At 38.5% G+C, this 12,714-nt stretch carries 13 protein-coding genes and 1 pseudogene; 9 read left to right on the top strand and 5 right to left on the bottom strand.

Annotated features, from left to right (window positions below; translation table 11 throughout):
• The first annotated feature begins 33 nt into the window (after nucleotides 1-33).
• The 5 genes from H3Z85_07810 to H3Z85_07790 all read left to right on the top strand — a co-directional run bounded on the left by H3Z85_07810 (nucleotide 34) and on the right by H3Z85_07790 (nucleotide 4,371).
• Nucleotides 34-1,341, top strand: a complete 1,308-nt coding sequence (locus H3Z85_07810; protein ID QPQ53248.1) for a hypothetical protein — start codon at nucleotides 34-36, stop codon at nucleotides 1,339-1,341.
• Nucleotides 1,342-1,512: 171 nt separating this feature from the next.
• Complete coding sequence (locus H3Z85_07805; GenBank protein ID QPQ53247.1) at nucleotides 1,513-1,752, top strand: hypothetical protein; 240 nt, start codon at nucleotides 1,513-1,515, stop codon at nucleotides 1,750-1,752.
• Between the two features lie 154 nt (nucleotides 1,753-1,906).
• Nucleotides 1,907-2,503, top strand: coding sequence for a PorT family protein (locus H3Z85_07800; GenBank protein QPQ53246.1), 597 nt, complete (start codon nucleotides 1,907-1,909; stop codon nucleotides 2,501-2,503).
• Between the two features lie 79 nt (nucleotides 2,504-2,582).
• Entirely contained in the window at nucleotides 2,583-3,656 is a 1,074-nt protein-coding gene (locus tag H3Z85_07795; protein QPQ53245.1) for a histidine kinase, read from the top strand.
• Nucleotides 3,634-4,371 carry a response regulator transcription factor gene (locus H3Z85_07790; protein ID QPQ53244.1) on the top strand — a complete coding sequence of 246 codons (738 nt, stop codon included), beginning with the start codon at nucleotides 3,634-3,636 and terminating at the stop codon, nucleotides 4,369-4,371. Before H3Z85_07795 ends, H3Z85_07790 begins: the two co-directional genes overlap by 23 nt.
• A 51-nt stretch (nucleotides 4,372-4,422) precedes the next feature.
• Here the strand turns inward: H3Z85_07790 and H3Z85_07785 are convergent, their stop codons facing one another.
• From H3Z85_07785 to H3Z85_07765, 5 genes are all read right to left on the bottom strand, one after another.
• Complete coding sequence (locus H3Z85_07785; protein ID QPQ53243.1) at nucleotides 4,423-5,331, bottom strand: hypothetical protein; 909 nt, start codon at nucleotides 5,329-5,331, stop codon at nucleotides 4,423-4,425.
• Nucleotides 5,332-5,567: 236 nt separating this feature from the next.
• Nucleotides 5,568-6,773 carry a multidrug effflux MFS transporter gene (locus tag H3Z85_07780; GenBank protein ID QPQ53242.1) on the bottom strand — a complete coding sequence of 402 codons (1,206 nt, stop codon included), beginning with the start codon at nucleotides 6,771-6,773 and terminating at the stop codon, nucleotides 5,568-5,570.
• Between the two features lie 169 nt (nucleotides 6,774-6,942).
• Nucleotides 6,943-7,764, bottom strand: a complete 822-nt coding sequence (locus tag H3Z85_07775) for a helix-turn-helix domain-containing protein (protein ID QPQ53241.1) — start codon at nucleotides 7,762-7,764, stop codon at nucleotides 6,943-6,945.
• A gap of 86 nt (nucleotides 7,765-7,850) precedes the next feature.
• On the bottom strand, nucleotides 7,851-8,912 hold the full coding sequence (gene thiL, locus H3Z85_07770) for a thiamine-phosphate kinase (protein QPQ53240.1): 1,062 nt from the start codon (nucleotides 8,910-8,912) through the stop codon (nucleotides 7,851-7,853).
• Between the two features lie 9 nt (nucleotides 8,913-8,921).
• A complete protein-coding gene (locus H3Z85_07765) occupies nucleotides 8,922-9,416 on the bottom strand; it encodes a thioesterase family protein (protein QPQ53852.1) in 495 nt (164 codons plus the stop codon).
• Nucleotides 9,417-9,530: 114 nt separating this feature from the next.
• Between H3Z85_07765 and H3Z85_07760 the strand changes: the two genes are divergently transcribed.
• From H3Z85_07760 to H3Z85_07745, 4 genes and pseudogenes are all read left to right on the top strand, one after another.
• Nucleotides 9,531-10,733, top strand: a complete 1,203-nt coding sequence (locus H3Z85_07760) for an NAD(P)/FAD-dependent oxidoreductase (GenBank protein ID QPQ53239.1) — start codon at nucleotides 9,531-9,533, stop codon at nucleotides 10,731-10,733.
• Nucleotides 10,734-10,760: 27 nt separating this feature from the next.
• Nucleotides 10,761-11,153 carry a hypothetical protein gene (locus H3Z85_07755; protein ID QPQ53238.1) on the top strand — a complete coding sequence of 131 codons (393 nt, stop codon included), beginning with the start codon at nucleotides 10,761-10,763 and terminating at the stop codon, nucleotides 11,151-11,153.
• A 9-nt stretch (nucleotides 11,154-11,162) separates the two neighbouring features.
• Nucleotides 11,163-11,797 (top strand): annotated as a pseudogene (locus tag H3Z85_07750) (DUF2306 domain-containing protein).
• Nucleotides 11,794-12,714 carry a YARHG domain-containing protein gene (locus H3Z85_07745; protein ID QPQ53237.1) on the top strand — a complete coding sequence of 307 codons (921 nt, stop codon included), beginning with the start codon at nucleotides 11,794-11,796 and terminating at the stop codon, nucleotides 12,712-12,714. Before H3Z85_07750 ends, H3Z85_07745 begins: the two are co-directional and overlap by 4 nt.

The following is a 12,714-nucleotide window of genomic DNA, read 5'->3' as shown; positions in this document are numbered from 1 at the left end:
CCTAATTTAGATTGAAACTTAAAATCACTGTTTATGAAAATGAATTCTAATCTCTTTACAATCAGCAGAAAATTTTGTTTCTCTATTCTTTTTGCTATTTTCTGCATGTTTCTTTTAACGTCATGTTCTCAGGATGATCCGGCAGATGCTCCTGTAGAAAAAAAGGCAGAATCTGCACCTATGAAAACCTTAGGAAACCTGACTTTACAGAAAAATGTTATCATTCTGAATGACGAATCTATCCATGCAATATCAGCTCATAATGAAGGAGCGATTACCTTTAACCGTACCACTCCGCAGACGGATAGTATTGCGGCCGGAACTGTTATTGTAGGTACCAAGATAGAAGGTGATCAGGTAAGTACTATCCTATCGAAAGTAACTTCTGTTTCCAAAATCAATAATGGATTTACGGTACAGACTTCCAGCGCTAAGCTAGAAGAATTTATTTACAGCGGGACACTAAGTGGAGTGTACGATCCTTCAGATAAAGCGCCGGTGAGCATCAATGGAAAAATGGTTAATTATATTCCTGTAGAAGGTATGGTTTCCAGAGAAATCACCAGTAAAATACATTCTATTGAGGCAAAGAATCTTCAAAATCAAAAAATCATTGCTTTTAACCGTTTCAATTTTGATAAAACTTTCTCATTTCCCATCTCGTCAGCAGGAGCATCCAGTGTGAATGTAAAAGGTGGGTTTACGCCAAAAATAGATTACCATATCTCCTTCTCATGGGGACATTTATCTGATTATTATGTGAACCTTATCATGGATGATATCCAGCTTCAGAGTACGGCAACTATTGTGGGAAGTCTTGGCTATACACTGAGCACTACGGATTATCTGAATATTCCTATCGTTCCGATTGTATTGGGGCCTACAGGACTTATATTAAGCCCTACACTTTCTGCGGGACCTTTTGTCGGGGTACAAGCTACAGGAAAAGTCCAGGGGCAGCTTTTGGATCTTGAAGGAAATGCCAACTTCCTGGTCAGCACAAAGCCGGCGCTTAATATCAACCTGAGAAAAAAATCAGATCCTGAAATTACCGGTGTTGAAGGAAATCTTTCTGCAGAAGCCGGATTAGAAGCAAAAGGAGCTGTAGGACTGATGTTTGTTTCTATTCCTATTGCCAACTCAGGATTGCGGGGAAGACTTTCTGCTCCTGCTTCTTTGGGATTAACATTTATTCCTGAAAGAAAGGGAATATTTAAGGTAAATGGAAAAATTCAGGCCGATATGTTTTATGGTTTTGGCATTGCTCCTTTTAGATATGAGGGTACTATTCCACTGTTCAAAAAAGAATATACACTGTATCAAAAGGACTTCACTTTCTAAGGCTGAAATCCCGATATTTCATAAGGAAGTCACTTTTGCAGTGGCTTCTTTTCGCTTAAAAACAACCTACATCCGATTCATTTACAATACATTAAGACTATTTCATTATATTTACACAGAAGGTACAATTCTAAACGATACCTTTTAATACCAAATTAAACTATGAAAACAATGAAAAAACTTTTGAGAAAGGATCTTTCAACGATTCTTGGGAACGGAATCGATACCTGCCACATGGGCGGAGATCATTATAATTGCCAAAGCGACTGCCAATGTGCCTGGGGAAAAGCTTGTGAAATGTATGATGACGGGAGCCCGGGACAGTGTATTGCCGTAGGAGGCGGAGGAAATCCCGGCGGAGGAACCGGCGGATGCACCCCTCCAACGATTTGTGTTGAAGAACCCTATTAGTAAAAATGATCAATCGGAAGTAGCATTACTTCCGATTTTTCTTTTCATCCGTAAAAAGACCTTGGTCAAAGCATCCCTGCCATTCATCAAATAAAATTTCATCTGCGCTTTCCGATCCGTTGTTTTGCATCAAATTTTTAATACTTATCAATTTATGAAACAACATTTTTTGGCATTAACTGCTTTGTTATTATGCATTACGTGCTCCGTAGATCTTCAGGCTCAGCAGACTCCTGCTTTTCACATCGGGGTAAAGGGAGGAACCAGTTTTACCAAAACCTCAACGGAGTCTTCTTTATTGGAAGGGAAATACGGTTTCGGATATCAGGCCGGAGTCATGACCAGAATGGATATTGGAAAACTGTATGTACAAGGAGAAGCCTTATTCAACAAAAGAAAGACATCTTACGATATCAAGGACGGAAGTAATGCAAAACTTACATGGAATGCCATTGATATTCCTGTGGTAGTAGGATACAAAATTGTAAACACAGATGATTTTAATTTCAGGGTATTTGCCGGAGGTGTTTACAGCTATGCTTTTAATAATAAAATTTCAACCTCTCATGCTATTCAGGAAGGTTTTATCAAATTTGACAAATCCAATATCGGAATTACAGGAGGTGTAGGAGTAGATTATAAGAACTTCACGGTTGACCTTAAATATGAAACCGGTTTATCAAGCATCAGTAAAGATTTTAAATCAAAACCCCACAGCTTTAGCTTAGGAATAGGCTATTTCCTGTTCTAAAAAACTTAAATTATCTTTACCATTAGAAACTGTGACCGTGCAGTTTCTATTTTTTTATGAATTTACTACTGTTTCAACCATGACAAAACCCTTTGTTTTAAAAGAACATATTTTTACTTTTCTGTTCTGGCTTGTTTTTACCTTTGTATTGTGGTGCAACTTTCAGACTTCTACAGAAAAATACCTGGCGATGCTCCAGGCTATTATTATTGGTATCGGTTCTTTTACTTTCACTCACTTTTTAACCAACAAACTGCTCCCAAAAGCACTGAGGGCTAAAAAGATGAAGCGATTCCTCATTCAGACCATTATGGTTATTTTCTTACTGAGTCTGATATTTTCTTTCATTTTCACTTATCTTGAGGAGTTTCCTAAAAATCACCTTCCTGAAAGATTTGTAGATCATTTACCTATTTTATGGCAAGGATTTTATATGTCTCTGCCGGCCTCATTTCTGATCAACGGCTCCGCTTGCGGAATTAAGTTTTACAAAGAACACGGAAGAATAGAGCGTGATCATATCCTTCTTCAGCAGGCTCATCTGGAGAATCAACTAAAATTATTGCAGGATCAGATAAATCCTCATCTGGTTTTCAATATTATGAATCACATCCACATTCTGATGAAAACAGATACCCAGCTTGCCGATTTTCTTCTGATGAAATTTTCGGATATTCTAAGGTATCAGCTCTATCATTGCAACCAGCCATTGGTTCCGCTAGATAAAGAAATTGAATATCTTCAGAATCTGGTAGAAGTGGAAAAATTGCGGTGGGGAAATGAACTTGATGTAAAAGCAACATGGAACATCAACAATAAAAAGGCGGAGATTGCTCCTCTTTTGCTGGTTCCTTTTATTGAAAACGCCTTCAAATATGTTTGCCGTCTTCCGGGGCACAAGGGATATGTAAAAATTTCCTGTACTGAAGAAAATGAGAAGCTCTTTTTTTATGTTGAAAATTCATACACGGATATGACGCTCTATAAAAAGAAAGACGGCGCCGGAGGAATTGGTCTCCAAAATGTAAAAAAACGCTTAAAACTACAATATCCTGATTTATATAATCTTAAAATTGAGTCTGATGATCAGGTTTATACCGTCACTTTAACCTTAGAATTATCCAAAGAAAATGAGCAGCAATACGATTCCTAAAATGAAATGCCTGATTATAGATGATGAGCCGCTGGCAAGATTCCATCTTAAAGAATTGGCAGATCAGATTGATTTCCTTTCTGTGGAAGGAACCTGCGCCACAGCCCTGGAAGCAGATGCAAAAGTAAAGGAAACTGAAATAGACCTTCTTTTCCTGGATATCAATATGCCTTACCTGACCGGTCTTGAGTTTCTTGAGCAGCTGGAAAATCCGCCTTTATGTATTTTAACTACTGCCTATTCCGAATACGCACTGGAAGGATTTCGCCTGCAGGTGGCAGATTATCTTTTAAAACCGATTGCTTTTAACCGTTTTTATCAGGCTGTCAATAAAGCACAGCAACAGTTTATTATCAATGAAAAACTGAAAAAAAATACGCCTTTAGATGATCCTTTCCTCTATGTAAGACAATCCGATACGTTTATTAAAGTTTCGTGGGTGGATATTTTATACATTGAAAGTATGCAGAACTATACAAAGCTTCATTTTAAAGACAAATCTCTCGTGATCCATCAGACAATGAAAGCTATAGAAGAATCTTTACCCTCGGAACATTTTTTCCGAATCCATAAATCGTTCCTAATCAATATCACCCATATCGATATGATCTCCGGGGGCCGTTTATTCATCAATAAAACAGAGCTTCCCATTTCGCGTACCCGAAAAGAAGAACTGCTGAATCAGGTGGTATATAAAAAACTGATCAGCAAGTAAAAAACGGTCGGAAATGAGAAACTTTATCATTTCCGACCTGTTTTTCATTTATTAAGGTAAATTCCAGCGTAAGGCTACCGCGACATAAAATGTACTGGCAAAGCGTGGATCTGCTACTTTCTTGTCTTTAAAAATACTGGAAATCTTCCGGTCGCTCTCACTGAAGCTTCGGATTAAAGTCGTTCCTCCGGTAAGGCGGAGAGCCAGCTTATCATTCAGCTGTATTTCAGGTCTTAATCCTGCGGTGATTTGCTGGTAGCCCAGAAGGGTAGATTTGCCGTCTTTGTTTCTTTCTACAGACATTCCACTGAGATTGACAACGGCTTTTAAAGCAAATTTATCGGTGAACTGGTAGCCGGCTTCCATTCCTTCCGGGAAGTTAATATTAAACTTGATTTTTCCGTTGGTTTTCCAATCAAAATAAATCCATGGCAAAACCATAGGAGCACCAAATGCCGTTGTAAGAACAGGGCCTCCTCCTAATGCCAGATTGGGGTTGAAATGTCTGATAAACAAAATACCTCCCTGTCCCAGTACGTCATTAAAGTCAATTTTTTCAAGATCGGTATACACTCCTACCGTAGCCGTCATCATCATGCTCCACTTCTTTCCCAAAGGTCGCATATGCTGTATTCCCACCTGCGCATTCAGCATTTGAGCAGGAAACAACTGGTTGTCATAGTTTTTGTGTGACATTTTTGCGTACGACCCGCCAAGCAGCATAGACCACTCCCGGATTTTCCCGTTGGTATCTTTTTTTACCGATAAAGGAATGCTCAGGTTCAGATCAACTCTTTTAAAGTCGCTTTTAGAATTTGTTTTTACACTGTCCTCCGGACGGATATAATTTGAAAAAGGAATATATTCCGTTTTAAGCTCCGCAGATATTCCTGTCTGGGCGCTGATCCAGTATCCCACAGAAAGAAGACAGCAAAAAGCTGTCAAAAGACTTCTCTTCATAATTTAAATTTTATGCAAAGAGAGCCTATTGGCTGTTTTTTACAAAAATTACTTGATTAAGTGTGTGAATGGTATGACCAAGAGAGGAAATGAAAGGATAAAACCAATTTCATATTGATTTTTACTGAAAAAGAGTTGAAAGCCGGAAGATGAGCTGATCATTTATCAGTGGACCTCTTCCGGCCTCAACTTCTCAACAAGATTAAAAATATAGTGTCTTAAACGTTCAGAGCGCCTTAAGCCATTTTCTCCTGAACGACTGTTTTTTTACTTTGAACAATACGGTATGCAAACCATACTGCAACCAGTGCAATTCCTGCGCGGGCGGCTACCATTGGAATAATAGAGTCTGCTTCCAGCAATCCAAGTAATCCGGATGTAATGAAGGTAACCATCAACTGCATAAAGCCTAAAAGTGCAGCAGCAGTACCTCTTCCTTCTTTAAATGGAGACAAAGCATGAGCTGATGTTATAGGAAACAAAATTCCTATGGCTAGCAATGATAGGTACAACATCGCAATTTCCAGCGCCACAGATAGATTTCCGGCCGCAATCACAATATGCAGTACACAAACAATCAATAACATCGCTGTTGCACCAAATAACAGGTTCGAATTGCTGATTCTTTTAATCAGCCTTGGGGTAATATAAGCCGCCGTAATCAGGGCTAATGAGTTGAATGCAAATATAAAACTGAAGACCCCGCTGGAAAACCCATGAATTTCCATAAAAAGGAAGGGAGCATTTGAAATATAAATAATTAAAGAGGCAAAAGCGATACTTCCGATCATCGTACTGTTGATGAAATCTTTATTGGAAATAATCATTTTCAGCTGATCTTTTAATCCTTTTTCATCGATAATATCATCGGGATTATTAATTCTGGTATTGGTTTCGGGAACATATTTGTATACCATAAAGAAAGTGATCAGTCCCATAATGCATAAAAAAGCAAATGAACTGTTCCAGCCCCAATATCTGAGAAATACACTTCCCATCAATGGAGCAACAATCGGCGCGATACCACTGATCTGAGATTGCTGGGCAAAAATGGTAACCGATTTTTGTTTATCATAAAGATCAATGATAATCGCCCTTCCGATGACAATTCCCGCACTTCCTCCAAAGGCCTGCAGAAAACGCATGGCCCATAAAACATAAATATCTGAGGTAAAATAAATAGCGGTTGCTCCAATAATAAATAACAAAAGTCCGCAATATAACATAGGTTTACGACCTTTCTTATCTGATAATGGTCCCCACAAAAGCTGTCCGAATGCAAATCCTGCAAAGAAGACAGAAATGGAAATCTGGATATGCCCGATATCGGTATTAAAAATTTCGGCCATGCTTGGAAAAGCAGGAAGATAAAGATCGATACTTAACGACTCCAACGTGTTGAGTAGCGCTAATATAAACACTACAATATTTAACTTCTTCATAAATAACTATAAGCCTCCAAAGGCTGTTTTTCAGTCTGCAAAATTCACTAAAAAACCAAAAGCTTACAATAAAACAAATGAAGGAAGACTAGCACAAATTGAGGATTCATCCATGTATTCATAGTAAATTAAAGCATTGCAAACCTCATCCAGCGGAACATTCTGAAGATTAAGTATTTCCGAATTTAAAACCGTCAGGATTTTGTCCTGTATGTTTTTTAAAGAAACGGGAGAAGTAAGAAGCATCCCTGAATCCCAGCTTAAAGGCAATTTCCTTCACAGTTAATGCACCAAAACTCAATTCTCTTTTGGCTTCCAGAATAAGGCGCTGGCTGATCATTTTTTTTACGGTTGTTCCTCTCAGTAGGCGTACAATGTCATTCAGGTGATGGGTGCTTATTTTTAATTTTTCAGCGTAAAAACCTGTTTCCCTATGCCGAATATAATGCTTTTCAATAAGTGTTATCAGTTCCTGGATACGCTGCCGGTCATTTAATAAGGGTTCTTGCGGATTTATTTGCTCTCCTATGATAATGCAAAATGCTTTAAGATAAGACTTCAAAAGCTCGGTTCTGGCAGCTCCCTTATATTCCTGCTGAATCAACAGCATGATGGTGTGACAGGTTTGTTCATTTTCCGGATCCAGAGGGAAAGGAAGCGAACCTCCTGTCAGGACAGATTCTATATTGCAGGCTTCGTTGAAAATTTCGCGGCTGATTGCCATGGCATATCCCTCCTCTCCTTTTATTTTCATATTGAATACCTGTCCCGGAGCAATAATGCAAATCTGGTTGTTCTCAACTTTATAGCTTTCAAAATCCAATTCCAGGCGGCTATTTTCATAGACTTCCCTAAACCAGATAATTTCAAAAAAATTGTGCCGGTGAACATCATGGAAATTTTCCGGGCCCGCTGCACTCAGCGTACTCATCTGAAACTGTTCGGAAGTAAGGTGGTGTACCGGAATTTCTTTTTCGGGTATATTCATCATTGTATTATGAAAGGGTTAGGTTATAAACAAAAACCACAGCAAAAAAATGCTGCGGTTTTCTACAATATGTAAAATTAAATATAATTTTATCCATTCTGGTTCCCTAAAAAGGCATCCCATCCCTGAGCAGTAAGAGCCACCAACTGGTTGGATCCTCTTGCTACCATGAAGTTTCCTTCTTCATTTTCCACGGCATGTCCTATAATGGTAAAATCAGGATGGTTTTTAATTTTATCAAAATCATTCGGCGAAATGGTGAATAACAATTCGTAATCTTCACCGCCGCTTAACGCAGTCATGACGGGGTTTAAGTTCATTTCATCCGCTGTAGAAATCGTAAGGCTGTCCAACGGAATTTTTTCTTCATACAATCTGAATCCTACTTTCGACTGATCGGAAAGGTGAAGGATCTCAGAAGCCAGGCCGTCAGAAATATCGATCATAGAAGTTGGCCGGATATCGAGCTCCTGTAAAATCGTTTTAACATCTGTTCTTGCTTCCGGTTTCAGCTGTCTTTCGAGGATGTAGTCGTACCCTTCCATTTCCGGCTGCATATTCGGGTCCGCAAGGTAAACTGCATGTTCTCTTTCCAGTACCTGCAATCCCATGTACGCTCCTCCCAGATCTCCGGTTACTACAAGAAGATCATTAGGTTTTGCACCGCTTCTCTTCACTATATTTTCGTCGGTCTCAATTCCTACTGCAGTAATACTCATGACCAATCCCGAATTGGAACTTGTCGTATCCCCTCCGATCAGGTCAACTTTGTATCTTGAACAGGCCGCCTGAATTCCGGAATAAATTTCTTCCAGTGCTTCCACCGGGAAACGGTTTGATACTGCCAAAGAAACAAGAATCTGAGTAGGAACGGCATTCATTGCCGCAATATCACTAAGGTTTACAACCACAGCTTTATATCCTAAGTGTTTTAACGGAACATAGCCAAGATTAAAATGTACCCCTTCTGCGAGAACATCTGTCGTAAGAACTACTTTTTTATTTTCAGGATTAATAACCGCCGCATCATCTCCTACCCCAAGTTGCGAAGATTCATTGGATAAAGGGAAATGTTCTGTCAAGTGCTTGATCAGACCAAATTCTCCAAGTTTTGAAATGGGCGTCAGCTCCTGTGATTTATCTTCAAACATAATTTTTATTTAGATGATAATTTCTGCCGGATCAATATTGTGTGGGTGGAAAGGAAGTTTTTTAAAGTCTTCTTTTGACAGCACCACGGTTTCCGGGCTTTTATATTTATTCATTGCCTCCACTACATCATCCGGCGGAGTGGTCATTTTTCTCAGCATCATATCGATCCATACTCCCGTTGCTTCTGCTGTTGCACAGTGCTGACCGTCAGGAGTATAAAATTTATGAACAAAACGGTAGATAGAAGAATCTTCTGCACACCCGTCTATCTCTACGCTTACAATCACAATCTGATCTGCATAGATTTCCTTGAAAAAAGAGTATCTCTCATGCAGGATTACCGGGCCAATCCCCCATCTGCTTAACTGAGTAACCCCCATTTTTTCTTTGGTCATAAAAGCCATTCTGGCTTGCGCACAATACTGTACATAGGATGAATTTGCCAAATGCTTGTTTGCATCAAGATCGCTCCATCTCACTTCAAATTTATGGTAGAAAATCATATGAAAATCGTTTTTGGTATAATTAAAATTATAATCTTCAAAAATACTCAAATAAGATGGTTTATAAAAATTGTACTTTTGAAAAAATAATCTTCAGCATAGGATTACATATACATGAAACAGATCATCATTATCGGAGGCGGTGCCGCGGGCTTTTTCTGCGCGGCGAACCTTGACGAAAAGAAATATAGTATTACGATTTTAGAACAGAACTCTGATGTCCTTCAGAAAGTTAAGATTTCCGGAGGCGGACGGTGTAATGTTACCCATGCCTGCTTTGACCCGCGAGAGCTTGTACAATTCTACCCTCGTGGAAACAAAGAATTACTCAGTGTTTTCACCAAATTTCAGCCGGGAGATACGATGGAATGGTTTGATAACCGTAATGTTCCGTTAAAAATTGAAAATGACAACAGAACGTTCCCGGAAAGTAATTCTTCACAGACCATCATCAATACATTCCTGAGTGAAACCCAGAAGAAAAATGTGGTTGTAAAAACAAAATGTACCGTTAAAGAAATTGAAAAACAGGATGAAAAATATCTTGTAAAAACCAATTCAGGAGATTTTGAAGCAGATTTTGTGGTATATACAACCGGAAGTTCTCCCAAATCCCTGAAAATTGTACAAAATCTGGGACATAAAATCGTAGATCTTGTGCCTTCTCTTTTTACTTTTAATATTAAAGATGAACTTTTAAAAGATCTTCCGGGAACGAGCTTTGAGAATGCCGGGATTTCGATTCCTAAATTAAAAACGGAAGAAAGCGGACCATTATTAATTACCCATTGGGGACTTTCCGGGCCGGCAGTTCTGAAAATTTCTGCCTGGGAAGCCATTAGTCTGGCTCAGTTAAAATATAATTTCGAAATCGAGGTTAATTTCATTTCGGTACCAACGGATGAAGCAGAAGAAATCTTCCAGGACTTCAAACAAAACAACCCTAAAAAGAGCATCGGGCAATCCAAAATATTTGATATCACAAACAGGTTCTGGCAGAAAATATTGGAAATTTCCAAAGTGGACCTGAACAAGCAGGTTGCCAATATTTCGGGAAAAGAGATGCAGAAAATTATTGAAACCCTTTGTAAGAAAAAGTTTCGGGTGACCGGAAAATCGACTTTTAAAGATGAGTTTGTAACGGCCGGAGGTGTTGATTTAAAGGAAATTAACTTTAAAAACATGTCTTCAAAGCTGCTTCCAAATTTTTATATTGCCGGAGAAGTTTTAAATATAGATGCGGTAACCGGAGGTTTCAACTTCCAGGCATGCTGGAGTGAAGGATGGCTGATTGCACAACATTTAAATTCCCTATAAAAATCACTAAAATAAGTATAACGACACATGAAAAAATTAATATTTCTACTAATTATGCTTGGGTTCACATTATGTTTTTCTCAGGCAAAACAGGACCGGACAGAATCTCCTGTAAAAGATTACACTAATGAAGCAGATATAAAGCCTGAATTCCCAGGAGGAATTACCGTATTCAAAACACTCATTATGAGCAAATTAGACCCCAGCATTATTACAGAATCAGCAAACACAGAGGTAAAGTTTCTAATTGATTCCAAGGGGGAACTGAGCTCTGTAACGGCAAACGGAGAACAGGAAAGCTTTAATAAAGAAATGATAAGGATCATCAATACTATAAACAAAAAATGGGAGCCCGCTGTTTATAAAAATAAACCTGTCGACTATTGGTACACCCTTCCAATGTCAATAAGTTTTGATTAAAACATGGATCTGTTTTCAGCCAAAAGATATATCACATTTTTCAAAATCCTTCTCATCCTAGGATTTGTATATTTCTTTTGGCTGATGCTGAAAATAACGCTGGAGTATATTCCTTTGGATCCGAATGTAAGCTTTCTGATGATTAAGCAAACTGAAGTGGAACAGAGACCGGAATACCTCTATTTTTTCTACACGCATGTTTACACCAGTATTTTTGTATTACTGTCAGGGTTTTTCTCCATCATCAGGAAAGATTTCGGATGGAAAAATTTCCACAGGAATATGGGAAAAGTCTATATTTTTCTCATTTTACTTTTGGCTGCTCCTTCAGGGATTTATATGGGATTCTTTGCCAATGGAGGACTTCTTTCAAAGGTTTCATTCGTAATACTAGGCTTTTTTTGGTGGTTTTCGACATTTAAAGCTTATCAGCTGGCCAGACAAAAAAATTTAAACCACATAAGCTGTGGATGTGGCGGAGTTTTGCATTTACATTATCTGCCATTACATTACGGATGTGGAAAGTTATTATCGTATATTTATTCCACCCCAATCCCATGGATGTGTATCAGATCATTGCCTGGCTGGGCTGGATTCCCAATATCCTTCTCATTGAATACTTAATAATAAAAAAACTTATATGAAAACTTTGCATTACACCCTTATTTCCGCACTGGCGCTCTCTTTACTGAGCTGCAAAAAAGACGGTAAGACCAATGAATCAGGAAAGGATTCTTTAACTGCAAAAAAAAATTCTGTGGTTATTCCCGAAGTACATAAAGAGTATTACGGGATCTATACCGGTGACTTTGCCGGAATGGAAAAGATGATCGACGACTCTGATGGAACTGAATTTGAAGCCAGTACGTACAAGAAAATCTCTTTAAAGATCAACCGGATTACAAAAGACAGCGTCTATGGTCAAAGTATCGTAAACGGGAACCAGCGTCCTTTCAGAGGAGTATTTAACGAGGCTTCTAAATCATTTGTCCTGGATGAACCGGGAAATGATAAAACAGACGGAAGATTTGAAGTAAAACTTAGCGGAGACAGTCTGACAGGTAAATGGAATGCGTTTAACAAAACTTCTGTAAAATCTCCTGTAAAAACGCTTAAGCTCACCAAAAAAGAATTTGTTTACAATCCAAATTTCATGCTGGATAAAGATTCAAATCTGGTAGACTGGTCTAATCCTAAAGACTTTGTAGAAAAATATACGGACGACGAAACAGGGAAAACAGAAAGCTATACAACATCCAAAAACCGCGTTGCCTCTGAGGCCATTTTTAAGTTAAATGCCTCCAAGCAGAAACTGACGGAGAAAGATCTTAAAAATTTAAGGAAGCTTGACCTGGAGATTATTAAAAATTCTGTGTTTGCAAGACATGGCTACTCCTTCAAAAAAGAAACCTACAGAAATTTCTTCGAGCAAACAGACTGGTATATTCCTGTTTCAAACAATGTAGATAATGAGCTTTCTCCTTTGGAAAAAGAAAACGTGGCCTTACTCAACCGTTTTACCCAATATGCAGAAGATAAGTACGACAGCTTCGGAAGATAA

This window comes from Chryseobacterium indologenes (assembly GCA_016025055.1).
GTDB lineage: Bacteria > Bacteroidota > Bacteroidia > Flavobacteriales > Weeksellaceae > Chryseobacterium > Chryseobacterium indologenes.
This window is presented reverse-complemented; position numbering and strand designations above follow the sequence as displayed.